Genomic DNA, 23,705 nt, shown 5'->3' on the forward strand with positions numbered 1-23,705 from the left:
ATTGACAGGGCGCGGTGCAGGAGTTGTCCCGGCCGCGCGCACACTCGCGTGGCGGCCGACGGATGGGATATGATCATCACAAGCAAGCGGGCGAACACAGCCTCGCTGGCGGTGCGTTGGTGGTCCAAGGAAAGACGCCCCACTTCCTGTGGGGAGATGCAGGTGCAAGGCCTGCCCGGCGCTCGACCGAGAACCCGCCCCGAGAATCCTCGGGGCGGGTTTTCTGCTGGAGACGGCATGGCGGCGGCGCGACGAACACGCGGTGGATGATCCGCCACCAGCGGAGCCGAGGCCCCCTGGCCGTGCTCGCTGGACCATTTTGGAACGCCCATCCACAAATAACCCCCCTCACGCCACCACCCCTCGCCCACCACTGGCGCCGCAAGCCGCCAAGCCGCCAAGCCGACCCGGCGTCCACGCGAGACGCGACCGCGCACCCGCCACCGGCCCGGAACCCGCTCGACCCACCCGGCGTGCAGGCGAGACGCGACCGCGCCCCCTGCCGACAGGACCTCGTAGCCCACCCATGGGCCCGGTACCGGTCCGGCCCCCCGTTCCTCCGGGCCGCTCGCTCGCTTCTGACGCGGACCGCGGAAGCCCGACACTGACCAAGAAGCGAGCGGCCCAACGGTCACGTGTTCACTCGTCGGCGAACAGCTGGGCCGCGTCGGTGGCGTGGAGGGCGCGCTGGGCCCAGACTTCCAGTTGATCAGGGTCGGTGCAGGCGAGTACTCGTTCGCGGACGGCGTCGGGCACCGGGATGCCGCGCCACTCCAGGACGTTGAGGGTCATCTCCTGCTGCTTCTGAAGGCGCCCTTGCTCCAGCCCTTGCTCCAGCCCTTGCTGTAGCCCCTGCTCCCTCCCTTCCTCGCGTACCTGTTCGGCCAGCGGGTGTCGCCAGAAGTACTGGATCGCCATCGTCAGGTCCTTCCGCCTCTGCGTCTCCTGAGGGCCGGCCAGGCGTGAGTCGGCGTACTGCATGTCCCCGCCGGCCGCAGGAAGTGGCGGTGCGGAAGCTCGCTCACTCGTCGGCGAACAGCTGCGCCGCGTCGGTGGCGTGGAGGGCGCGCTGGGCCCAGACTTCCAGTTGATCAAGGTCGGTGCAGGCGAGTACTCGTTCGCGGACGGCGTCGGGCACCGGGATGCCGCGCCACTCCAGGACGTTGAGGGTCATCTCCTGCTGCTTCTGAAGGCGCCCTTGCTCCAGCCCTTGCTGTAGCCCCTGCTCCCTCCCTTCCTCGCGTACCTGCTCGGCCAGCGGGTGTCGCCAGAAGTACTGGACAGCCGTCATCAGGTCCCTCCACATCTGCTTCGCCTGGGGATCGGCCAGGCATGAGTCGACGAACTGCGCGAAGACCGCGGCACTGTCGGAGTCGATGGTCCGCAGGGCGGATGCCAGGGATTCCAGTATGGCCATCGCCCCCGGCCCACGCCCGTGTGTCATCGCCGACAGCGCCGCGAGAGTGGGATCCGCCTCCGCCTGCTTCTCGTCCGCGATCACCGGCACGTTGTCCGGCCCCAGCACCAACGGCCGTACCGTCAGCGAGTGCCAGCCCGGGAAACCGAGCCGGATCGGACGCGACGCCCACTTCGCCGTGGCGCTGCTCTGCGTGATCACGATGAGCACGGGCTCGCAGCGGTACTTCTCGTACAGGTACGACAGGTAGTACGGCCAGCTTCCGCGCTTCCGCTCGTCCGCCTTCCCCTGCGACTCCACGACCAGCAGGTACGTACCCTCGTCCGTCTCCGCGCGCAGCAATGTGTCCACCCGGCGCTCCACCGGTTCGGCCTCCGTCAGGTCCACGTTCAGCGCCGCGATTTCCCTGGGCCGGGGAAACGGCACGCGCAGCACCCGCTGCAACGCCCGCGTCAGCAGCTCCGGGTCCTTCTGGAAGATCCGGTGCAGCGCCTCATGCGACGAGCCGACCATCAGCTCTCCTTTCGTACGACCTGACCAACGAGCCAGGCCGCCGAGAGGTCGCGCACCGCCTCAGCGGCGTACCGCCAGTGCCGCGCCCAGCAGGCGGGCCAGGACCTCCACCAGGCGGACGTCCTCCTTGCGGAGGTCGCCGGGGTTCGGGGCGTCCACGCACAGGACGCCGAACGCGTCCTTGCCGGCGGCCGTGATGGTGGCGGCGATGTACGTCTTGTACGAGTCCGTCTCGGGCCGGAGCGCGGGATCGAGCGCGTCGACGTTCTCGACGAACTTGCTCTTGCGGTCGTCCATCAGCTTCAGCAGGGACGCCCCCCGCGCCTGGTCCTCGCGGAACACTGTCCGCGGCGCCTCCGCCCGCCCCATCCACAGGCCGGCCAGGCACTTCATCTCCCGGACGCCGGTCCCCAGGGACGCCGGGGCGATCTCCAGGACACAGGCGCGCGCGTTCTGCGGACCGATGAGCTGGGCCGTCAGGGAGACGATGGCCAGCTTCATCTGCTGCTGGAGCGGATTGCGCGCGCTCTTGCTGGTCGCGCTCACGATCTCGCCGATGTGGTGGACCAGCACCGTGAGCACGTCTTCCATGGCCCCGCGGGCACGCTCCGCGGCGACCTTCGCGGCCTGTTCGGCGGTGATCAGGTCGCGCCGGGCGGCGACCGCCTCCCGCCGGGACACGATGACCGTGGCCACCGTGGCCAGTACGCCGATACCCATGACCGTCATCGCGATCCATATCGGCAGTTTCAGGCCAAGACCGAGGACGATCGGCGCCACGTACGTGACGACGCTCAGCGTCCCCATCGTCGCGGTGCCCCAGCCCACCCGTAATCCACTCAAGGACATAGCGACGGAGCCTACACGCAGAGTTAGGCCATGTGGGTGCTTCCGCCGTTTCGGAGAGCGTGTCTCTGGGTATCGATACGGTGACGGAAGGTGTCCGGACCGTGACCGAGAAGCAGACGGCTCGTTCAGGGACGATGTCAGCCTCTTGAACCGGGCCGATTGTCAATCCGTAAGCCATACCGTCGGATTGACGCTGACAAGCCATCAGCCGAGACTGTACCGTCAACGCTTGGAGGGCGCATGCCGACCCACAATGGCGGGAGTCACCCGTCCTCCGAGTCGAACCCGGGGGGGAGCGCGAGCATGAGCACAGCGCACAGTGAGGTCTGGAGCGGGGTCGTCTTAGACACCGACCCGGCGGTACGCGAGTTCGAGAGAGACCCGGCCGAGTACATGAAGCGGAAAGCGACGGCGCTCCGCTCCGTGGACTTCGAGAGCGTACGAGCGAGCCTCAGCGGAGCCAGTGAACCGCGCGCCTCGCTGTTCATGCGCCTGAAGACGCTCCTGTCGTCCGGTGACAAGGACGAGAAGAAGGCCGGCTGAAGCACGGAGCCGGCCGTGAAGGCGGGCTGTCAGACCCCGCGGGTACCGTCGGATCATGGACCGACAGGCGGGGAACTCCAGCGGTGAACGGCATCTCGCCGTCCTCGAAGGCGTGCTGGAGCGCATCACGTACGCCAATGAGGAGAACGGCTACACCGTCGCCAGGGTCGACACGGGCAGAGGCGCCGGCGACCTTCTCACGGTGGTCGGCGCGCTGCTCGGTGCCCAGGTGGGGGAGTCCCTGCGCATGGAGGGCCGCTGGGGCTCGCACCCCCAGTACGGCAAGCAGTTCCACGTCGAGAACTACACCACCCTGCTGCCGGCCACCGTCCAGGGCATCCGCCGCTATCTGGGCTCCGGCCTGGTCAAGGGCATCGGCCCGGTCTTCGCCGACCGCATCACCCAGCACTTCGGCCTCGACACCCTGCGGATCATCGAGGAGGAGCCGAAGCGCCTGATCGAGGTGCCCGGCCTCGGCCCGAAGCGCACGAAGAAGATCGCCGACGCCTGGGAGGAGCAGAAGGCGATCAAGGAGGTCATGCTCTTCCTCCAGACCGTCGAGGTGTCCACCTCCATCGCCGTGCGCATCTACAAGAAGTACGGCGACGAGTCCATCGCCGTCGTCAAGGAGCAGCCGTACCGGCTCGCCGCCGACGTCTGGGGCATCGGCTTCCTCACCGCCGACAAGATCGCCCAGTCGGTCGGCATCCCGCACGACAGCCCCGCCCGCGTGAAGGCGGGCCTGCAGTACGCGCTGTCGCAGTCCGCCGACCAGGGGCACTGCTTCCTGCCGGAGGAGCGGCTGATCGCCGACGCCGTCAAGCTGCTCCAGGTCGACACCGGGCTGGTCATCGAGTGCCTGGCCGAGCTGGCCGAGCCGCCCGAGGACGGCGCCGACCCGGGCGTCGTACGGGAGAAGGTGCCCGGCCCGGACGGCGACGACGAGCCGGTCAGCGCCGTCTACCTGGTGCCCTTCCACCGCGCCGAACTCTCCCTGTCCGCCCAGCTGCTGCGGCTGCTGCGCACCGGCGAGGACCGGATGCCGGGCTTCCGGGACGTCGACTGGACGAAGGCGCTCGGCTGGCTGAAGGACCGCACCGGCGCCGACCTCGCGCCCGAGCAGGAGGCGGCGGTCAAGCTGGCGCTGACGGAGAAGGTCGCCGTCCTCACCGGCGGGCCGGGCTGCGGCAAGTCGTTCACCGTGCGCTCGATCGTGGAGCTGGCCCGGGCCCGGCGCGCCAAGGTGGTGCTGGCCGCGCCGACCGGCCGCGCCGCCAAGCGGCTGGCGGAACTGACCGGCGCCGAGGCCTCCACCGTGCACCGCCTGCTGGAGCTGAAGCCCGGCGGGGACGCGGCCTATGACCGCGAGCGCCCCCTGGACGCCGACCTGGTGGTGGTCGACGAGGCCTCCATGCTGGACCTGCTGCTCGCCAACAAGCTGGTCAAGGCCGTGCCCCCGGGCGCCCATCTGCTGTTCGTCGGGGACGTGGACCAGTTGCCCAGCGTCGGCGCCGGAGAGGTGCTGCGGGACCTGCTCGCCGACGGCAGCCCCGTGCCCGCCGTCCGGCTCACCCGGGTCTTCCGGCAGGCCCAGCAGTCCGGCGTGGTCACCAACGCGCACCGGATCAACGCCGGTCAGCACCCGCTCACCGACGGGATGAAGGACTTCTTCCTGTTCGTGGAGGACGACACCGAGGCCGCAGGCCGCCTCACCGTGGACGTCGCCGCACGGCGAATTCCCGCCAAGTTCGGGCTGGACCCGCGCCGGGACGTACAGGTGCTCGCGCCGATGCACCGCGGCCCGGCCGGCGCCGGCGCGCTCAACGGACTGCTCCAGCAGGCCATCACGCCCGGCCGGCCCGATCTGCCGGAGAAGCGGTTCGGCGGCCGGGTCTTCCGCGTCGGCGACAAGGTCACCCAGATCCGGAACAATTACGAGAAAGGGAAGAACGGCGTCTTCAACGGCACCGTGGGCGTCGTCACCGCGCTCGACCCGGTCGACCAGCGCCTGACGGTGCTGACCGACGAGGACGAGGAGGTTCCGTACGAATTCGACGAACTGGACGAACTGGCCCACGCGTACGCGGTGACCATCCACCGTTCGCAGGGAAGCGAGTATCCCGCCGTGGTGATTCCCGTCACGACGGGGGCATGGATGATGCTTCAGCGGAACCTGTTGTACACGGCGGTCACCCGGGCCCGGAAGCTGGTCGTCCTCGTCGGTTCACGGAGGGCGATCGGCCAGGCGGTGCGCACGGTGTCGGCCGGACGGCGCTGTACGGCCCTGGACTTCAGGCTCGGCACAAAATGATCGATCAAACGAGTCGTGAAGGTCACAGAGCACTTCCGGAACCCCCGCGAAGGGGGCAGGATGGGCAGGCTGGCGGCACTGAGTGCCGCCAACAGGCCCAATGGTCGACCCCGAGTGCACTCTCCTGAGCCAAATGGGGGATGGTAGAGACAGTCAGGGCACCTCGAAGATGAGGCACTACGTCGGTGAGGGAAGACGTGAGCGACAACTCTGTAGTACTGCGGTACGGCGACGGCGAGTACACCTACCCGGTGGTCGACAGCACCGTCGGCGACAAGGGCTTCGACATCGGGAAGCTCCGCGCCCAGACCGGTCTGGTGACCCTGGACAGCGGGTACGGCAACACCGCCGCCTATAAATCCGCGATCACCTACCTCGACGGCGAGGCGGGCATCCTCCGCTACCGCGGCTACCCCATCGAGCAGCTGGCCGAGCGCTCCACCTTCCTCGAGGTGGCGTACCTGCTCATCAACGGCGAGCTCCCCACCGTCGACCAGCTGACGGCGTTCAAGAACGACATCACGCGGCACACCCTGCTGCACGAGGACGTCAAGAACTTCTACAAGGGCTTCCCGCGCGACGCCCACCCGATGGCGATGCTGTCCTCGGTCGTCTCGGCGCTGTCCACCTTCTACCAGGACAGCCACAACCCGTTCGACGAGAAGCAGCGCGACCTCTCCACGATCCGGCTGCTCGCCAAGCTCCCGACCATCGCCGCGTACGCGTACAAGAAGTCGATCGGCCACCCGTTCGTCTACCCGCGCAACGACCTCGGCTACGTCGAGAACTTCCTGCGCATGACCTTCTCGGTCCCCGCGCAGGAGTACGACCTGGACCCGGTCGTGGTCTCGGCGCTGGACAAGCTGCTGATCCTGCACGCCGACCACGAGCAGAACTGTTCGACCTCCACGGTCCGCCTGGTCGGCTCCTCGCAGGCCAACATGTTCGCGTCGATCTCGGCCGGCATCAACGCGCTGTGGGGCCCGCTGCACGGCGGCGCCAACCAGTCGGTGCTGGAGATGCTGGAGGGCATCCGCGACTCGGGCTCCGGCGTCGACACCTTCATCCGCAAGGTGAAGAACAAGGAGGACGGCGTCCGCCTGATGGGCTTCGGCCACCGGGTCTACAAGAACTTCGACCCGCGCGCCAAGATCATCAAGGCCGCCGCGCACGACGTCCTCTCCGCGCTGGGCAAGGAGGACGAGCTCCTCGACATCGCCCTGAAGCTGGAGGAGCACGCGCTCTCCGACGACTACTTCACCGAGCGCAAGCTCTACCCGAACGTGGACTTCTACACGGGTCTGATCTACCGCGCGATGGGCTTCCCGACCGAGATGTTCACGGTCCTGTTCGCCCTCGGCCGGCTGCCGGGCTGGATCGCCCAGTGGACCGAGATGATCAAGGAGCCGGGTTCCCGCATCGGCCGCCCGCGCCAGATCTACACCGGCGTGGTCGAGCGCGACTTCGTCCCGGTCGAGGCGCGCTGAGCGCACTGAGCAGGGGGTCCGTCCAGGCGGACGGACCCCGGTCCGGCGCTCGGAAGTGACCGCCCGCGAGAGGCGGGGAAGCGTCGGAAAAGGTGGAAGGCGCCCCGAGCCGCCGGTCCCCCCACGGGCCGACGACCAGGGCGCCTTCCCATGTCCCGGTGCGGATTCCCCCCACGGGATCCGGCCGGGCGCTCGGAGAGGACAGCGCCTGAATCGCTGTCTGAGCACGCGCGAGCGAACTCGCCGTACTCCAGTGATGCGGTGCGGTCTGCCGGGACAGCGCACGCTGGGAGGGCCGCTCAAAGCTTCCCGGTGTACGTGCCCCGGCAACGCTCCCCCAAGCCCTCAACGTCGTGCGAGCCGGGAGGTACCCCCTTCTGGAGAAGTCCCCCAAGACATCCCCAGACGCCAGTCAGCGCCCCCCAAGACGCTGGATCTGACAACGCCAACTTAGACCTTCGAACCCCTTCGATGGTTACGTTCGCATCACTGTGATGTGCGTCTCTTGCATATGTCCCTTACGTACGCAAGAGCCCCGATATGGCAATCGGGGCCCAAGCGTAAGGAATGTGCGCGAGGCTTGTGAAGAGTTTATGTGAGGCTCGCGCAGGACTCCAGGGGGAACGGAAGATCGATTCCGAAATTCGGCTTCCGTTCACCGGAAGGCGCGCAGCCGCAGGCTGTTGGTCACCACGAAGACCGAGGAGAAGGCCATCGCGGCCCCGGCGATCATCGGGTTGAGCAGCCCGGCGGCGGCCAGCGGCAGCGCGGCGACGTTGTAGCCGAAGGCCCACACCAGATTGCCCTTGATGGTGGCCAGCGTCCGGCGGGACAGCCGGATGGCGTCCGCGGCCACCCGCAGGTCCCCGCGCACCAGCGTCAGATCGCCGGCCTCGATCGCCGCGTCCGTGCCGGTGCCCATGGCCAGGCCCAGGTCGGCGGTGGCCAGCGCGGCGGCGTCGTTCACGCCGTCGCCGACCATGGCCACGGCCCGGCCCTCACCCTGGAGCCGCCGCACGACGTCCACCTTGTCCTCGGGCAGCACCTCGGCGTACACGTGCCCCGGGTCGATGCCGACGGTCTTCGCGACCGCCTCGGCGACCGTGCGGTTGTCCCCGGTGAGCAGCACCGGCGTCAGGCCCAGCCCGCGCAGCTCGCGGATGGCCTCGGCGCTGGTCTCCTTGACCGCGTCGGCGACGGCGAGCACCCCGCGGGCCCGCCCGTCCCAGCCGGCCACGACGGCCGTACGGCCCTGCTCCTCGGCTTCGCGGGCCGCGCGGGCCAGCTCCGGCGGCAGCTCGTCGTAGAGCCGCCCCACGGCCACCTCGCGGCCGTTCACGCGCCCGCGTACGCCCCGCCCCGGCACGTTCTCGAAGTGCTCGACCGGCGGCAGGGCCCCGGCGCGCTCCTCGGCGCCGGCGGCGACGGCGCGGGCCACCGGGTGCTCGGAGGCGTGCTCCAGGGCGCCCGCGAGGCGCAGCAGCTCCTTCTCGTCCTCGCCCTCGGCGACGTACACGGCCTGGAGGCTCATCCGGCCGGTGGTGACGGTGCCGGTCTTGTCCAGCACGACCGTGTCCACCCGGCGCGTGGACTCCAGCACCTCGGGGCCCTTGATCAGGATGCCGAGCTGGGCGCCGCGCCCGGTGCCGACCATCAGCGCGGTCGGCGTGGCCAGGCCCAGCGCGCAGGGGCAGGCGATGATCAGCACGGCGACGGCGGCGGTGAACGCGGCGACCGTGTCCCCGGTGACTCCGAGCCAGACGCCGAAGGTGCCGAGCGCGATCAGGATGACCACCGGGACGAAGACGGCGGAGACCCGGTCGGCGAGCCGCTGCACCTCGGCCTTGCCGTTCTGCGCGTCCTCCACCAGCTTGGCCATGCGGGCGAGCTGGGTGTCCGCGCCGACCCGGGTGGCCTCGACGACCAGCCGGCCGCCGGCGTTGACCGTGGCGCCGGTGACCCGGTCGCCGGGACCGACGTCGACCGGCACCGACTCGCCGGTCAGCATGGCGGCGTCCACCGCGGAGATGCCCTCCACCACCGTGCCGTCGGTGGCGATCTTCTCGCCGGGCCGTACGACGAACCGGTCGCCGGCCGCCAGCTCGGACACCGGCACGCGCACCTCGCGGCCGTCGCGCAGCACCGCCACGTCCTTGGCGCCCAGCTCCATCAGGGCCTTCAGGGCGGCACCGGCGCGGCGCTTGGAGCGGGCCTCCAGATAGCGGCCGAGCAGGATCAGCGCGACGACCCCGGAGGCCACCTCCAGGTAGATGGTGGAGGAGCCGTCCATGCGGGAGACGGTGAGGCGGAACTCGTCGTGCATGCCGTGCGTGCCCGCGTCGCCGAAGAACAGCGCCCACAGCGACCAGCCGAACGCGGCCAGCGTGCCGACCGAGACGAGGGTGTCCATGGTGGCGGCGCCGTGCCGGAGGTTGGTCCAGGCGGCCCGGTGGAAGGGGGCGCCGCCCCAGACGACGACCGGCGCGGCGAGGGTGAGCGAGAGCCACTGCCAGTTGGCGAACTGGAGGGCGGGGATCATCGCGAGCAGGATCACGGGCGCGGCGAGGAGCGCGGAGACGAGCAGACGGTGCCGCAGCTCGCCGAGTTCGGTGTCCCGTTCGGGGCCCTCGGGGGCGGTCTCGGCGTCGGGCCGCGGCGGCCGGGGCTCCTCGGCGGTGTAGCCGGTCTTCTCGACGGTGGCGATCAGGTCGGCGACCTGGATGCCGTCGGCGATGGTGACCCTGGCCTTCTCGGTGGCGAAGTTGACGGTGGCGCTGACGCCGTCCATCCGGTTGAGCTTCTTCTCCACCCGGGCGGCACAGGAGGCGCAGGTCATGCCGCCGATGAGCAGTTCGACCTGCTCGGTGCCGGCTTCCGTGGCCGTCGGCTTCGCGGTGGTGCTGGTCATGTCCGGACTCCAGACATCGGACCGGGCCGTACGGATCCAGTATCAGCTGGTCGGTGCGGCCCGGTCGGGGATCGGGAAGGTGGTGCTCAGGCCTGGCCGGCCAGCTCGTAGCCGGCCTCGTCGACGGCGGCGCGCACGGCCTCCTCGTCGAGCGGGGCCGCGGACACGACGGTCACCTCGCCGGACGACGCGACGGCCTTGACCGAGCTGACGCCGGGGATGCGGGAGAGCTCCTCGGAGACGGAGCCCTCGCAGTGGCCGCAGCTCATGCCGGTGACCTTGTAGACGGTGGTGACGGTGGTCATGTCGTTACTCCTCGTCGAGGCGCGGGTGGGGCCTGTGGGGTGCCCGGAGGAACCCCGATACCCGTACTGTATACCCCCATGGGGTATGTGGCCAAGCGACTCCCCGGAGCGTCTAGCCTTCCTCCGGGTTTCCCGAAAGGAGCGTGCATGCGAGCCGTGGTCTTCGAGGAGTACGGAAAGCCGGCCGGGATGCGGGAGGTGCCCGACCCGGAGCCGGCGGCGCACGGCGTGGTCGTCCGGGTCGAGGCGACCGGCCTGTGCCGCAGCGACTGGCACGGCTGGGCGGGGCACGACCCGGACATCGCGCTGCCGCACGTGCCGGGGCACGAACTCGCCGGGGTGGTCGAGGCGGTGGGCGCCCGGGTGACCCGGTGGCGGCCCGGCGACCGGGTCACCGTGCCGTTCGTCTGCGCCTGCGGCACCTGCGGGCCGTGCGCGGCGGGCGACCAGCAGGTGTGCGAACGGCAGACCCAGCCCGGCTTCAGCCACTGGGGCTCCTTCGCCGAGTACGCCGCCCTCGATCACGCCGACGTCAACCTCGTCGCGCTCCCGGACGACATGGCGTACGCCACCGCCGCCGCCCTCGGCTGCCGCTTCGCCACCGCCTTCCGGGCCGTGGTCCAGCAGGGCCGGGTGGCGGCCGGGGAGTGGGTCGCGGTGCACGGCTGCGGCGGGGTCGGCCTGTCGGCGGTGATGATCGCGGCGGCCTCGGGCGCCCGGGTGGTGGCGGTCGACATCTCGCCCGGGGCCCTGGAGCTGGCGCGGCGGTTCGGCGCCGCCGCGTGCCTGGACGCGACCGGCGTGCCCGACCCGGCCGCCGCCGTGCGGGAGCTGACCGGCGGCGGCGCCCACCTCTCCCTCGACGCCCTCGGCTCGCCCGCCACCTGCGCCGCCTCCGTGAACGGGCTGCGCCGCCGCGGCCGGCACGTCCAGGTCGGCCTGCTGCCCTCGGCCGACGGCACCACCCCGGTCCCGCTGGCCCGCGCCGTCGCCCTGGAACTGGAGCTGCTCGGCAGCCACGGCATGGCCGCCCATGCCTACCCCGGCATGCTCCGCCTGGTCCGCGCCGGCGTACTCCGCCCCGACCTGCTGGTGACCCGGAGCATCCCGCTCGAAGCGGCCCCGGCGGCGCTCGCGGCGATGGGCACGGCGACGGAGGCGGGAGTCACCGTCATCGAGCCCTGGAGCTGACGCCCCCCGGGATCAGCCGGCCCCGCGCCGGCGGTTGCCGGGGCGCGCGGCGACCCAGGCGCGGACGGTGTCGGCGTACCAGTAGGGCCTGCCGCCCTCGACGTGGTCGGGCGGGGGCAGGTGCCCGTGCTTGCGGTAGGACCGCACGGTGTCCGGCCGCACCCGGATGTGCGCCGCGATCTCCTTGTACGACCAGAGCCTCCGGTCGGCCATGGGCCGCACCTCCCTGTGCGCGCCACGGCGGCGACCGTACGGCCGCCCGGGGGAACCGGGCGCTGCGTCGGGCACCCAGCCTGGGCCGGACGGCGACGGTGGGTGACCACCGGGGGATGCCCGTCGGCGACATGTGACCAACACACGACACAGGCGTGACATGTGTGACAGGACGGTGGTGTCGGTGACGAATCCGTCACAGAGGGCATTCATGCCAGGGGGGCGCACGTATACCGGAGCCCGGAAGTCCGTATGTCCGGACAAAACGTTGACACGGTTCCTGGTGCGGGACTAGAAAGCCGGGAGAGCCATGACGAAGGGAAGCCGATGGCCTACGACCTGATCACCATGGGGCGGATCGGGGTGGACCTCTACCCGCTCCAGGCCGGCGTCCCGCTCGCCCAGGTCTCCTCCTTCGGCAAGTTCCTCGGCGGATCCGCGGCCAACGTCGCGGTCGCCGCGGCCCGGCTCGGCCGCCGCACCGCCGTGATCACCCGCACCGGCGACGACCCGTTCGGCACCTTCCTCCACGAGGCCCTGCGCGGCTTCGGCGTCGACGACCGCTGGGTCACCCCCGTCCCCGGCCTGCCCACCCCCGTCACCTTCTGCGAGATCTTCCCGCCGGACGACTTCCCGCTGTACTTCTACCGCCGGCCCAAGGCCCCCGACCTGGAGATCCACCCCCACGAGCTGGACCTGGACGCCCTCGCGCGGACCCGGATCCTCTGGGTCACCGGCACCGGACTGAGCGAGGAGCCGAGCCGTACGGCCACCCTCGCGGCCCTCGCCCACCGGGCCAAGGCCGGCATCACCGTCTTCGACCTCGACTGGCGCCCCATGTTCTGGACGGACCCGGACACCGCCCGCCCCTGGTACGCCGAGGCCCTGCGGCACGCCACCGTCGCCGTCGGCAACCTGGACGAGGTGGAGATCGCCACCGGGACGCGCGAGCCGCACGCCGCCGCCCAGGCCCTGCTGGAGGCCGGGGTCGAGCTGGCCGTCGTCAAACAGGGCCCCAAGGGCGTCCTCGCCGTCAGCCGCGCGGGCGAGTCCGCCGAGGTCCCGCCCCTGCCCGTCACCGTGCTGAACGGACTCGGCGCCGGCGACGCCTTCGGCGGGTCTCTGTGCCACGGCCTGCTGGCCGGCCACGACCTGGAGACGGTCATGCGGCACGCCAACGCGGCCGGCGCCATCGTCGCCTCCCGCCTGGAGTGCTCCTCCGCGATGCCGACCCCCGCCGAGGTGGCCGCCGCGCTCGACGCCGGAGCGGTGCGGTGAGGGCCGGCCGGGTCACCGGCACCCACACCGGGGGCGGCGCGGGCGCGGGACCACCGGCACCCGCCCCCCGTCCCGAGGTCGACGTCGCCGAACTGGTCCGGATCCGCGCCCGGCACCCCGAGGCCGTCGCCGAGGCCGCCGCCCGCCGGGCGCGCCGGCCCCTGCTGGACGACAGCGGCCGGCTGCTGATCGTCGCCGCCGACCACCCGGCCCGCGGCTCCCTCGACGTCGGCGACCGGCGGCTCGCCATGGCCAACCGGGCCGACCTGCTGCAACGCCTCTGCCTCGCGCTGTCCCGGCCCGGTGTCGACGGGGTGCTCGCCACCGCCGACATCTTGGACGACCTGCTGCTGCTCGGCGCACTGGAGCACAAGGTCGTCATGGGCTCCATGAACCGCGGCGGACTGCACGGGGCCGCCTTCGAACTGGACGACCGGTTCACCGGCCACCGCCCCGAGGACATCGAGCGGCTCGGCTTCGACGCGGGCAAGCTGCTGCTGCGCGTCGACTACGCCGACCCCGGCTCCCTGGCCACCCTGGAGTCCGCCGCCCGCGTCATCGACGCCATGGCGGCCCGCCGGCTCCCGGTGTTCGTGGAGCCGTTCATCAGCCGCCGCGGCCCCGGGGGCGAGCTGGTGAACGACCTGTCCGCCGAGGCGGTCACCCGGTCCCTCGCCATCGCCTCCGGACTCGGCGGCTCCTCCGCCTACACCTGGCTGAAGGTGCCGGTCACCGAGGACCCCGACGACATGGCCCGGGTGATGGAGGCCTCCACGCTGCCCGCCGTCCTGCTCGGCGGGGACGTCGGGGACGCGACGGAGGACCGGGCCGCCGCCTACGCCAGGTGGCGCGGCGCGCTGCGCCTGCCCACCGTGCGCGGCCTGGTGGCGGGCCGCTCGCTGCTGTATCCGGCGGACGGCGACGTGGCCGCCGCCGTGGACACCGCCGTAGGACTGCTGTGAGGGGCGCATGACCGGCACCGACCTGCACCTGCCCAGGGGCGCGACCGCGAACGCCCGGTACGCCGTCGACATCGGCCCCGAGTCGGCCGGCTGGACGCACAGCAGCCTGCGGGTGGTCGAGCTGGCGCCCGGCGGCAGCCATGCCTTCACCACCGGTGACAGCGAGTGGATCGTGCTTCCGCTGGAAGGCGGATGTACCGTACAAACGGAGCAGGACGAGTTCCAACTCCTGGGCCGGGACAGCGTGTTCGCGGATGTCACCGACTTCGCGTACGCCCCCCGGGACGCCCGGGTCCAGATCGCCTCCGGCGCGGGAGGCCGCTTCGCCCTGGCAGGAGCGAAGTGCGAGCGACGACTCCCCGCCCGCTACGGCCCCGCGCCGGAGGTCCCCGTCGAGGAGCGCGGCAGCGGCACCTGCGCCCGCCGGGTGCGCAACTTCGCCGCCGCCGACGCCTTCGCGTGCGACCGGCTGATCGCCGTGGAGGTGATCACCCCCGGCGGCAACTGGTCCTCCTACCCGCCGCACAAGCACGACGAGCACCGGCCGGGCGAGGAGTCCGAACTGGAGGAGATCTACTACTTCGAGATCGACGGCCCGGGCGGCCTCGGCTACCAACGGGTGTCCCCCTCGCGCGAGGGCGGAGCGGACCTGCTCGCCGAGGTCCGCTCCGGCGACGCCGTCCTCGTCCCCGACGGCTGGCACGGCCCGTCCATCGCGCAGCCCGGGCACGACATGTACTACCTGAACGTCATGGCGGGCCCGGGGGACAGCCGGGAGTGGCTCATCCGCTTCCACCCCGGCCACACCACCGGGGGGTACCGATGACCACGGTCCGGCTCACCGTCGCCCAGGCGCTGATCCGCTTCCTCGCCGCCCAGTACACCGAGCGGGACGGCGCCCGGCAGCGGCTGATCGGCGCCGTCTGGGGCATCTTCGGGCACGGCAACGTCGCCGGCATCGGCCAGGCGCTGGTCGAGTACGCGGACGTGATGCCGTACCACCAGGGCCGCAACGAGCAGGCGACGGTGCACGCGGCCGTCGGCTTCGCCCGCCAGTCGGGCCGGCTGTCCACCCACGCGGTGACCACCTCCATCGGCCCCGGCGCGACCAACCTCGTCACCGGCGCCGCCCTCGCCACCGTCAACCACCTGCCGGTGCTGCTCCTGCCCGGCGACGTCTTCGCGGCCCGCCCCGCCGACCCGGTCCTGCAACAGCTGGAGGTGCCGTACGCGGGCGACGTGTCGGTCAACGACACCCTGCGCCCGGTGTCGAAGTACTTCGACCGGATCACCCGCCCGGAGGCCCTGATCCCGTCGGCCCTCCAGGCGATGCGGGTCCTCACCGACCCGGTGGACACCGGCGCGGTCACCCTCGCCCTGCCGCAGGACGTGCAGGCGGAGGCCTTCGACTGGCCGGAGCGGTTCTTCGCCGAGCGGGTGTGGACCGTACGGCGGCCCGGCGCTGACGCGGCCGAGCTGACCGGGGCGGTCCAGGCGATCCGCGCGGCACGCCGGCCGTTGATCGTCGCCGGCGGCGGGGTGCACCACAGCCGCGCCGAGCCCGCCCTCGCCGAGTTCGCCGCCGCCACCGGGATCCCGGTCGCCTCCACCCAGGCCGGCAAGGGATCGCTGCGCCACGACCATCCGCAGGACGTCGGCGGGATCGGCCACACCGGCACCGCGACCGCCGACGGCCTGGCCCGCACCGCGGACCTGGTGATCGGCGTCGGCACCCGCTACACCGACTTCACCACCGCCTCCGGCACCCTCTTCGCGCACCCGGAAGTCCGCTTCGTCAACCTCAACATCGCCCCCTTCGACGGCCACAAACTCGCCGGGCTCCCGCTGGTCGCGGACGCGCGGAGCGGCCTGGAGGAACTGACCGAGCGGGTGCGGATGCACGGCCACCGGGTGGCGGGGGAGTACGTCGCCGAGTACACCGAGGCCAAGGAAAGCTGGGAGCGGACCGTCGACGCCTGCTTCGCCGCCCCCGACCCCGCCGCCCGCCCGACCCAGCCGCAGGTCCTCGGCGCGCTGGACGCCCTGGTGGACGAGACGGACATCATCGTCAACGCGGCCGGCTCGCTCCCCGGCGACCTGCACAAACTGTGGCGGGCGCGGTCGGCGGACCAGTACCACCTGGAGTACGGCTACTCCTGCATGGGCTACGAGATCCCGGGCGCGCTCGGGGTGAAGCTCGCCGCGCCGGAGCGGAACGTATGGGCGCTGGTCGGCGACGGCACGTACCTGATGCTGCCGACGGAGATCGTGACCGCCGTCCAGGAGGGCATCGCGGTCAAGCTCGTCCTGGTGCAGAACCACGGGTACGCCTCCATCGGCGGGCTGTCCGAGGCGGTGGGCGGCGAACGGTTCGGCACCGCCTACCGCTACCCGGCCGGGGACGGCACCCACACCGGCGCCCCGCTGCCCGTCGACCTCGCGGCCAACGCGGCCAGCCTCGGCATGCGGGTGCTGCGCGCGGGCACCGTGGGGGAGCTGCGGGCGGCGCTCGCCGAGGCGCGCGCCGCCGCCGTACCCACATGTGTCTACGTGGAGACCGAAACGTCCGACACTGTGTCGGGCGCGCCGCCGGCCCAGGCCTGGTGGGATGTTCCCGTGGCCGCGACCGCGACCCGCCCGTCCGCGGTCAAGGCCCGCGAGCTGTACGAACGGCACGTCTCCACCCGACGCCGCCATCTGTGAGAAGGAGTCTCCGGACATGACGAAGATCGTCAACCACTGGATCGGCGGGAAGTCCGTCGACGGCGCGTCGGGCACGTACGGGCCGGTCACCGACCCGGCGACCGGTGCGGTGACCACGAAGGTCGCGTTCGCGTCGGCCGAGGAGGTGGACGCGGCGGTCGCGGCGGCCAAGGACGCCTTCGCCGACTGGGGGCAGTCCTCGCTGGCCCAGCGCACCTCCATCCTCTTCCGGTTCCGGGCGCTGCTGGACGCCCACCGCGACGAGATCGCCGGCCTGATCACCGCCGAGCACGGCAAGGTGCACTCCGACGCGCTCGGCGAGGTCGCGCGCGGCCTGGAGATCGTGGACCTGGCGTGCGGGATCAACGTGCAGCTCAAGGGCGAGCTGTCCACGCAGGTCGCCAGCCGGGTCGACGTGGCCTCGATCCGCCAGCCGCTCGGCGTCGTCGCGGGCATCACGCCGTTCAACTTCCCGGCGATGGTCCCGATGTGGATGTTCCCGATCGCCATCGCCTGCGGCAACACCTTCGTGCTCAAGCCCAGCGAGAAGGACCCCTCCGCGTCGGTCCGGATCGCCGAGCTGCTCTCCGAGGCCGGCCTGCCCGACGGCGTCTTCAACGTCGTGCACGGCGACAAGGTGGCCGTCGACCGCCTCCTGGAGCACCCGGACGTCAAGGCCGTCTCCTTCGTCGGCTCCACCCCGATCGCCCGCCACATCCACGCCACCGCCTCCGCCCATGGCAAGCGGGTGCAGGCCCTGGGCGGCGCCAAGAACCACATGCTGGTGCTGCCGGACGCCGACCTGGACGCGGCGGCCGACGCGGCGGTGAGCGCGGCCTACGGCTCCGCCGGCGAGCGCTGCATGGCCATCTCGGCGGTCGTGGCGGTCGGCTCCATCGGTGACACCCTGGTGGAGAAGATCCGCGAGCGCGCCGAGAAGATCAAGATCGGGCCGGGCAACGACCCGGCGTCCGAGATGGGCCCGCTGATCACCAAGGCGCACCGGGACAAGGTGGCCTCGTACGTCGCGGGCGCCGCCGCCGAGGGCTGCGAGGTCGTGCTCGACGGCACCGGGTACACCGTCGAGGGGTTCGAGGACGGCCACTGGATCGGCCTCTCGCTGCTGGACCGGGTGCCGACCACCGCCAAGGCGTACCAGCACGAGATCTTCGGCCCGGTGCTGTGCGTGCTGCGCGCCGACACCTACGAGGAGGGGCTGGCGCTGATCAACGCCTCGCCGTTCGGCAACGGCACCGCGGTGTTCACCCGGGACGGCGGTGCGGCGCGGCGCTTCCAGCTGGAGGTGGAGGCGGGCATGGTCGGCGTGAACGTGCCGATCCCGGTGCCGGTGGGATACCACTCCTTCGGCGGCTGGAAGGACTCCCTCTTCGGCGACCACCACATCTACGGCAACGACGGCACGCACTTCTACACCCGCGGCAAGGTCGTCACCACCCGCTGGCCCGACCCGGCCGACGCCCCGGCGGGCGTGGACCTGGGATTCCCGCGCAACCACTGACGCTCGTTGATCCATCCGTGCCCCGCCCGGCGCTTGTCCCAGGCGGGGCACAAGCCTGTGCTCTGGTCTCGTCGCCCCCTACGGCGCTCGGCATACCGTGGTTCGTAATCTCTTTCGTATCGACATACGCGAGAGGGTGCCTATGTTTGACCAAGGACGACCGCCACGGTACGGTGTCCATGTCAGGGCGGTGATCGAACTGGCGTGCGAGTCACGCTGGGGATTTTGTGCATAGCTATGCCCCGGGGCGCTTGCGAGCAGAGGCACACACCGGGGCTTACGCCCACCAATGTAGTGCCTAGCCACTACCTCAAGCAAGACGGACCCTTGGGGGATGTCCATGTCGTGTGCCACCGCCGACGAGGTTGTTGTCATCAAGACGATCGATGCCGGTCGGTATGCGGACCCTCAGGCCCTGTGTGCGCCCGACTGCCGCCAGGCGTTGGTTTGGTCGGACTGGGAGACGCACGTCGCCAAGGCGATGTACGAGATGCTCCGCGGTTTGGAGAACGTACTGCGGAGCACCATCGCGTCCCGCTTGTCGACGTATTACGGTCGGGCGGACTGGTGGAATGCCCCTAGGCTCAACCTCACTCACGCCACGATGAGCAAGATTGAGAAGGCTGAGCAGAAGTTGTCGCGAGCGGGGGTACCGGTGACGCCCACCGCCGTTCAGTGTGAGGTTTCGCTCGGTTTCTGGGTCATGTTGGCGGGTCGCGGTAACGACTACGAGACGCAGTTGTGGCGTCCGATGAAGGCTGGCTTCCCCGGCTATCGAGGGCGGCGGGAGCCGTTCTACACGCGCCTGAACCACTTGCGCATCCTGAGGAACAAGGTGGCGCATCAGGACCGTATCGGCGGGCGGAATCTTGCGGCCGACCGACAGTCCGTACTGACGGCCATCGGCTATGTCTCTGAGGCTGTGGCCCGCCGGGTTGAGGCTGCCGATACGGCCTTGCCGCTGCTGCTGGCGAACCGGCCCGGAGTCTGTGCTCAGCGCCGGGGGAGCGAATCGTGACCCCTCAGCTTGTGAGACTGGGTGATATCTGCACGGTCACCGCCAGCCCTTCCAGCGATCTCTTCACCGAGTTCGGGGTCGATGTGGAAGGAGTCCCTGTGGTCACCCCTGCGGACATCAGGGATTCCCAGCGGATCGACCCGGAGGCGCTGCGACAGGTGCCCGATACGATCACCGGTCTCGAACGCTTCCGGCTGCGCTCAGGCGACCTGGTGATCGTGCGACTCGGTGGAGTGGGAAAGGTCGCTCTGGTCGATGACACGGCGGACGGGTGGGTGTACCACTCTTCCTGTATCCGCGTTCGCCCGCACATCGAGCGCGTCGACCCCGTGTACCTCGCTGCTTACCTTGCACACCCGCCTGTGGTGGCTGAACTGCTGTCCCATGTCCAAGTAGGCACGGTGCCGGTTCTCACCACGCAGTCGCTGGAAGGACTGCCGGTACTGCTGCCCAATGCTCGTCGTCAGCGGATCATGGCGGAAGCCCTGGGCGAGGTCAGCTTGCAGATGGATCTTCAGCAGCGCATTCTCATGCGCCTCAGTGCTGTCAAGCAGGGCATCTTCTCGCAGATGCTAGGCGATGAGCTGCCTGGTACGACCACCTCTCGGGCACCAAGCGCCGCACCCGAGCGAAGGGCACCTAGAACCCGTCGCACGAGTCGGATGTCATAGGTCGGCCCTAAGGTGGACCGGTCTCACACAGGACACACTTCCTGTGGAACATGAAGCAAGAGGAGAACCCAGTGGCACAGCTGACGTTGCCGCAGCTGGAACGGCATCTGTACGCCGCCGCGGACATTCTGCGCGGCAAGATGGACGCCGCTCAGTACCAGGACTACATTTTCGCGATGCTGTTCCTGAAGCGTGCGTCGGACCAGTTCGACGTGGCACGGGCCGCACTGGTCAAACGACTCATGGCCGAAGGGAAGAGTCAGGAGCAGGCCGAGCGGATCTCCGAGGCGCGCGGAGCATACAAGGCGCACGAGTTTTACGTGCCGCACGAGGCCCGCTGGTCCAGCATCGTGCGCCAGTCCCGGACCGCACCGGCCGAGGCTCTGAACGTGGCACTGGATGCATTGGAGAACAGCAACCACCAGGCTCTCGAAGGGGTTCTCTCCTACATCAGCTTCACCGACCCCCGCGGCAGCAACACCAAACTCACCAAACCGGTCATCCAGCAGCTCATCGACCACTTCAGCGAATACCGGCTCAGCAACGACGACTTCGAGTTCCCTGACCTTCTGGGGCACGCCTACGAGTACATCATCGGCGAGTTCGCCGATGAGGGTGGCAAGAAGGGGGGCCAGTTCTACACTCCACGCTCCGTCATCCGCATGATGAACCAGTTGGTCAAGCCGGAGCCGGGCATGTCGGTGTACGACCCGTGCTGCGGGTCGGCCGGCATGCTCATCCTGGCCAAGGAATACGTACAGGAGCACGGCGGCGACGAGTCGCATCTGTCGGTGCACGGCCAGGAGGACAATGGCAGTGCCTGGGCTATGGCCCGTATGAACCTGCTGCTGCACGGTGTGGCCGACGGCGTCATCCACCACGGCGACACACTTGCCGACCCCAAGCACGTGCTGACGAACGGACAGCTTCAGCGCTTCGACCGCATCCTTACAAACCCGCCGTTCGCTCAGAACTATCGCCGTGAGGGCATGAAGTTCCCCGAGCGGATGGTGAACTGGACGCCCGAGTCGGGCAAGAAGGCCGACCTCATGTTCGTCCAGCATGTCCTCGCTGTGCTGGAGGCGGACGGTATCGCGGCGGTCGTCATGCCGCACGGCGTGCTCTTCCGGGGCGGTGAGGAGCAGAAGATCCGCGCGCGGATCATCGAGGAAGGCCGGCTGGAGGCCGTCATCGGTATCGGCCCCAACGTCTTCTACGGCACCGGTATCCCGGCCTGTATCCTCGTGCTGCGCGGCCGCAGCGGTGCCCCCGAGGGCCGACGCGACGGCGTGATCTTCATCAATGCCGACCGCGAGATCACTGCCGGCCGCACGCAGAACCTGCTGGAGGCTCAGCACGCGGAGAAGATCGTCTCCGCGTACGAGGGGTGGGAGGAGATCCCTGGGTTCGCCCGCGTAGTGCCGTTCGACGAACTGGCGGAGAACGACTACAACCTCAACATCCGCCGCTATGTGGACAACACTCCTGCTCCGGAGCCGCAGGACGTGCGGGCACACCTGTACGGGGGCGTGCCGAGGAGTGAGATCGCGGCGCGCAGAAGGCAGTTCGAGGCCTTCGGTATCGATGTCGGGGGCCAGCTTTTCCAGCGGCGGGACGGCGACGCTGACTACGTCGACTTTCTTGAGGAAGGGTACGAGGCGACGGCGTCGCGGATCCCGGACCTCGCACAGGAGAAGGAAGCCCTCCTGGGGCGCGCTTTCCATACCTGGTGGAACGAGCACCAAGAGCGTCTGGCACAGCTCCCCGTGCACCGGCAGAAGGCGCAGGCCCGCCAGGAGCTGCTCAGCACCTTCGTCGCGGCGCTGGAGCCGGTGGGAGTCCTCGACAAGCACCAGCTCGCAGGCGCGGTCGCCGCTTGGTGGTTCGACGCGAGGAACGACCTTGACGTGCTGATGGCCAAGAACTTCAAGGGCCTGATCGACGGGTGGGTGCGCAGCATCGCCTCGGCGTTCGAGGAGCCTTCGGAGAAGGCAGACGCCAAGACGAAGGCACGCTATCGCGCCGCGATGCGGAAGGCCCGCGAACACCGGCTGGTCCCCGCGTTGATCCCGGAGTATGTCGAGCAGCTGGAGCAGGCCGAGGCGCTGGTCGCGAAGTTGGACGCGGAAGTTAAGGCGGGCTCTCCGCCGAAGAAGACGTCCAAGGCCGGCGCGGACGGTGCGGATGAGGGCGAAGAGGAAGAAATCGACCTGTCGCAGGTACTGCCGCGCAAGGAGCTGGCCGCACTGCGTAAGCAGCTGAAGGAAGCGAAGATCGAACTCGTCGGCATCAAGGCGTCGTTCGTGACCAAGCTGGAGGAGGCGGCGACGGAGCTGTCCTCCGAGCAGGCGCGGGAGGTCGTGCTCGGCTTCCTGCGCGAGGACCTGTACGCGCGCATGAACCGTTTCGTCACCGCGGACCGCCGGGTACTGGTGGACGCGTTCCGAAACTGGGGCGAGAAGTATGCGGTAACCCTGACGGATCTGGAGCAGAAACGCGAAGCGTCCGCGAAACGGCTCCGGGGCTACCTGAAGGAGCTGGGGTATGCGTGAGGGCTGGCGGCGAGTAACTCTCGGAGAAGTGACTCAAGAGCAGAACCTTCGTGTGGGTGATCTGTCAGAGCGCGTGGTGGTTTTGTCGTCCACGAAACACCACGGTTTGGTTCGCTCGGACGAGTACTTCAAAAATCGGCAGATCTACAGTGACGACATCTCGGGTTACAAACTGGTCAGAAGAGGGTGGTTTTCATACGCCACGAATCACCTGACTGAAGGGTCGATTGGCCTACAGGATCTGGTCGATGATGGATGTGTAAGCCCGGTTTATACAGTCTTTTCGTGTTCCCCAGAGGTGGATAAGGGGTTCATGATTCGGGTGCTCAAAAGTGACCGTCTGCTAGCCCTTTACGGGTTGCATGATCAGGCTTCTGTAGACCGTCGGGGGGCGGTTCGATACAGCGATTTCAAGGATATTGAAATCGACCTTCCCCCGCTGTTGGAGCAGCGTCGTATCGCTGAAGTACTCGACGAGGTCGATGCACAAATTCAGAGGTTGCGCAGTGAGGACCTGAAGCTCGGAGACCTGCGTGAGTCTGTGTTGAATGCGAAGCTCCGTGGTGCTCTTGAAGTCCTCGAAGCGACCGAGGTATCCCACATGGCTGAACGTGTCGACCAGACCATGGGGTGCTTCAGGTTTGTTCTTCTCGGCTCTCTACTTTCTGCCATCGATGCGGGCCACAGTCCGGATCTTGAAGACAAGCCCGCTGGTGCGGGGCAGTGGGGTGTTCTCAAGGTCAGCGCAGTGGGTCGCGAAGGTTTCCGGCCGCTGGAAAACAAACGCGTTGAAGCCGCTGATCTAGTTGACTCCTCGCTTGAAGTGCGCAAGGGGGATCTATTGATGACCCGGGCTAATACCCCTGGGCTCGTCGGTCTGTCCTGCGTAGTAGGCGAGGTCCGTCCGGGGTTGATGCTGAGCGATAAGACGCTGCGGTTGAACCTCGCGTGCCGAGATGATGACCCACGCTTCTTGGATGCGATTCTGCGGCAGTCGGCGCTGCGTAGACAGATTGAAATCGCGGCGACTGGCACGAGTAACAGTATGAAAAATATTAGCCAGGAATCCATTCGGAAGTTCGTGGTGCCATGGGCGGACCCGTCCGTGCAAACTTCCATCCTTGCTCCCGTAGTCTCGATTCAAGAAAAGCGAGACCTGCTGCGGCGCGAGGTGGTCAAGCTGGAATCTGTCAGGAAAGCCCTTGTGGATGACCTCTTTGCTGGTCAGGTCCGCATTCCTACAGCTCTCTGAACCCATTATCCCG

At 69.4% G+C, this 23,705-nt stretch carries 19 protein-coding genes; 13 read left to right on the forward strand and 6 right to left on the reverse strand.

Annotated features, from left to right (window positions below; translation table 11 throughout):
- Positions 1-639: 639 nt before the first annotated feature.
- The 3 genes from AB0E62_RS06100 to AB0E62_RS06110 form a co-directional block, all read right to left on the reverse strand.
- A complete protein-coding gene (locus tag AB0E62_RS06100; protein WP_362188752.1) occupies positions 640-918 on the reverse strand; it encodes a hypothetical protein in 279 nt (92 codons plus the stop codon).
- Between the two features lie 103 nt (positions 919-1,021).
- Positions 1,022-1,930, reverse strand: coding sequence for a hypothetical protein (locus AB0E62_RS06105; RefSeq protein WP_362188755.1), 909 nt, complete (start codon positions 1,928-1,930; stop codon positions 1,022-1,024).
- 60 nt (positions 1,931-1,990) lie between these two features.
- Positions 1,991-2,779 (reverse strand): GAF domain-containing protein, encoded by a 789-nt coding sequence (locus tag AB0E62_RS06110; RefSeq protein WP_362188758.1) that lies wholly within the window; start codon positions 2,777-2,779, stop codon positions 1,991-1,993.
- Between the two features lie 303 nt (positions 2,780-3,082).
- Between AB0E62_RS06110 and AB0E62_RS06115 the strand changes: the two genes are divergently transcribed.
- From AB0E62_RS06115 to AB0E62_RS06125, 3 genes are all read left to right on the forward strand, one after another.
- Positions 3,083-3,322: a hypothetical protein gene (locus AB0E62_RS06115; RefSeq protein WP_362188761.1), complete on the forward strand. Its 240-nt coding sequence runs from the start codon at positions 3,083-3,085 to the stop codon at positions 3,320-3,322.
- Positions 3,323-3,377: 55 nt separating this feature from the next.
- The gene (locus AB0E62_RS06120) at positions 3,378-5,633 is read left to right on the forward strand and encodes an ATP-dependent RecD-like DNA helicase (RefSeq protein WP_362188763.1); all 2,256 of its coding nucleotides are present in this window, start codon (positions 3,378-3,380) and stop codon (positions 5,631-5,633) included.
- Between the two features lie 197 nt (positions 5,634-5,830).
- Positions 5,831-7,120 (forward strand): citrate synthase, encoded by a 1,290-nt coding sequence (locus AB0E62_RS06125; RefSeq protein WP_362188766.1) that lies wholly within the window; start codon positions 5,831-5,833, stop codon positions 7,118-7,120.
- Between the two features lie 655 nt (positions 7,121-7,775).
- Here the strand turns inward: AB0E62_RS06125 and AB0E62_RS06130 are convergent.
- Positions 7,776-10,028: a heavy metal translocating P-type ATPase gene (locus AB0E62_RS06130; protein ID WP_362188769.1), complete on the reverse strand. Its 2,253-nt coding sequence runs from the start codon at positions 10,026-10,028 to the stop codon at positions 7,776-7,778.
- Positions 10,029-10,114: 86 nt separating this feature from the next.
- Positions 10,115-10,333: a heavy-metal-associated domain-containing protein gene (locus AB0E62_RS06135; protein ID WP_362188772.1), complete on the reverse strand. Its 219-nt coding sequence runs from the start codon at positions 10,331-10,333 to the stop codon at positions 10,115-10,117.
- Between the two features lie 147 nt (positions 10,334-10,480).
- Here AB0E62_RS06135 and AB0E62_RS06140 point away from each other — a divergent pair, with 147 nt between their 5' ends.
- Entirely contained in the window at positions 10,481-11,524 is a 1,044-nt protein-coding gene (locus tag AB0E62_RS06140; protein WP_362188775.1) for a zinc-dependent alcohol dehydrogenase family protein, read from the forward strand.
- A 12-nt stretch (positions 11,525-11,536) separates the two neighbouring features.
- Here the strand turns inward: AB0E62_RS06140 and AB0E62_RS06145 are convergent, their stop codons facing one another.
- A complete protein-coding gene (locus tag AB0E62_RS06145) occupies positions 11,537-11,737 on the reverse strand; it encodes a MerR family transcriptional regulator (protein WP_344351723.1) in 201 nt (66 codons plus the stop codon).
- A gap of 327 nt (positions 11,738-12,064) precedes the next feature.
- Between AB0E62_RS06145 and iolC the strand changes: the two genes are divergently transcribed.
- The 9 genes from iolC (at position 12,065) to AB0E62_RS06190 (ending at position 23,692) form a co-directional block, all read left to right on the forward strand.
- The gene (gene iolC, locus AB0E62_RS06150; RefSeq protein WP_362188778.1) at positions 12,065-13,015 is read left to right on the forward strand and encodes a 5-dehydro-2-deoxygluconokinase; all 951 of its coding nucleotides are present in this window, start codon (positions 12,065-12,067) and stop codon (positions 13,013-13,015) included.
- Positions 13,016-13,107: 92 nt separating this feature from the next.
- Positions 13,108-13,977: a deoxyribose-phosphate aldolase gene (locus AB0E62_RS06155; RefSeq protein WP_362189176.1), complete on the forward strand. Its 870-nt coding sequence runs from the start codon at positions 13,108-13,110 to the stop codon at positions 13,975-13,977.
- Positions 13,978-13,984: 7 nt separating this feature from the next.
- Positions 13,985-14,803: a 5-deoxy-glucuronate isomerase gene (gene iolB, locus AB0E62_RS06160; RefSeq protein WP_362188781.1), complete on the forward strand. Its 819-nt coding sequence runs from the start codon at positions 13,985-13,987 to the stop codon at positions 14,801-14,803.
- On the forward strand, positions 14,800-16,680 hold the full coding sequence (iolD, locus tag AB0E62_RS06165) for a 3D-(3,5/4)-trihydroxycyclohexane-1,2-dione acylhydrolase (decyclizing) (RefSeq protein WP_362188784.1): 1,881 nt from the start codon (positions 14,800-14,802) through the stop codon (positions 16,678-16,680). The genes iolB and iolD overlap by 4 nt, the downstream gene beginning before the upstream one ends.
- A 16-nt stretch (positions 16,681-16,696) precedes the next feature.
- Positions 16,697-18,199 carry a CoA-acylating methylmalonate-semialdehyde dehydrogenase gene (gene mmsA / locus AB0E62_RS06170; protein WP_362188786.1) on the forward strand — a complete coding sequence of 501 codons (1,503 nt, stop codon included), beginning with the start codon at positions 16,697-16,699 and terminating at the stop codon, positions 18,197-18,199.
- Positions 18,200-18,533: 334 nt separating this feature from the next.
- Positions 18,534-19,217, forward strand: a complete 684-nt coding sequence (locus AB0E62_RS06175; RefSeq protein WP_362188789.1) for a hypothetical protein — start codon at positions 18,534-18,536, stop codon at positions 19,215-19,217.
- A complete protein-coding gene (locus AB0E62_RS06180; RefSeq protein WP_362188791.1) occupies positions 19,214-19,888 on the forward strand; it encodes a restriction endonuclease subunit S in 675 nt (224 codons plus the stop codon). The genes AB0E62_RS06175 and AB0E62_RS06180 overlap by 4 nt, the downstream gene beginning before the upstream one ends.
- Positions 19,889-19,959: 71 nt before the next feature.
- On the forward strand, positions 19,960-22,440 hold the full coding sequence (locus AB0E62_RS06185) for a class I SAM-dependent DNA methyltransferase (protein ID WP_362188794.1): 2,481 nt from the start codon (positions 19,960-19,962) through the stop codon (positions 22,438-22,440).
- Positions 22,433-23,692 (forward strand): restriction endonuclease subunit S, encoded by a 1,260-nt coding sequence (locus tag AB0E62_RS06190; protein ID WP_362188797.1) that lies wholly within the window; start codon positions 22,433-22,435, stop codon positions 23,690-23,692. Before AB0E62_RS06185 ends, AB0E62_RS06190 begins: the two co-directional genes overlap by 8 nt.
- The last annotated feature ends 13 nt before the right edge of the window (positions 23,693-23,705 follow it).

It is taken from the genome of Streptomyces sp. NPDC038707 (genome assembly GCF_040636485.1).
Taxonomy (GTDB): Bacteria; Actinomycetota; Actinomycetes; order Streptomycetales; family Streptomycetaceae; genus Streptomyces.

Excerpts from the sequence above, each read along its gene's own strand:
- AB0E62_RS06100 (WP_362188752.1), bottom strand. The coding sequence starts at position 918 with ATGGCGATCCAGTACTTCTGGCGACACCCGCTGGCCGAACAGGTACGC.
- AB0E62_RS06105 (WP_362188755.1), bottom strand. The coding sequence starts at position 1,930 with ATGGTCGGCTCGTCGCATGAGGCGCTGCACCGGATCTTCCAGAAGGAC.
- AB0E62_RS06110 (WP_362188758.1), bottom strand. The coding sequence starts at position 2,779 with ATGTCCTTGAGTGGATTACGGGTGGGCTGGGGCACCGCGACGATGGGG.
- AB0E62_RS06115 (WP_362188761.1), top strand. The coding sequence starts at position 3,083 with ATGAGCACAGCGCACAGTGAGGTCTGGAGCGGGGTCGTCTTAGACACC.
- AB0E62_RS06120 (WP_362188763.1), top strand. The coding sequence starts at position 3,378 with ATGGACCGACAGGCGGGGAACTCCAGCGGTGAACGGCATCTCGCCGTC.
- AB0E62_RS06130 (WP_362188769.1), bottom strand. The coding sequence starts at position 10,028 with ATGACCAGCACCACCGCGAAGCCGACGGCCACGGAAGCCGGCACCGAG.
- AB0E62_RS06135 (WP_362188772.1), bottom strand. The coding sequence starts at position 10,333 with ATGACCACCGTCACCACCGTCTACAAGGTCACCGGCATGAGCTGCGGC.
- AB0E62_RS06140 (WP_362188775.1), top strand. The coding sequence starts at position 10,481 with ATGCGAGCCGTGGTCTTCGAGGAGTACGGAAAGCCGGCCGGGATGCGG.
- AB0E62_RS06145 (WP_344351723.1), bottom strand. The coding sequence starts at position 11,737 with ATGGCCGACCGGAGGCTCTGGTCGTACAAGGAGATCGCGGCGCACATC.
- iolC (WP_362188778.1), top strand. The coding sequence starts at position 12,065 with ATGGCCTACGACCTGATCACCATGGGGCGGATCGGGGTGGACCTCTAC.
- iolB (WP_362188781.1), top strand. The coding sequence starts at position 13,985 with ATGACCGGCACCGACCTGCACCTGCCCAGGGGCGCGACCGCGAACGCC.
- iolD (WP_362188784.1), top strand. The coding sequence starts at position 14,800 with ATGACCACGGTCCGGCTCACCGTCGCCCAGGCGCTGATCCGCTTCCTC.
- mmsA (WP_362188786.1), top strand. The coding sequence starts at position 16,697 with ATGACGAAGATCGTCAACCACTGGATCGGCGGGAAGTCCGTCGACGGC.
- AB0E62_RS06175 (WP_362188789.1), top strand. The coding sequence starts at position 18,534 with ATGTCCATGTCGTGTGCCACCGCCGACGAGGTTGTTGTCATCAAGACG.
- AB0E62_RS06190 (WP_362188797.1), top strand. The coding sequence starts at position 22,433 with ATGCGTGAGGGCTGGCGGCGAGTAACTCTCGGAGAAGTGACTCAAGAG.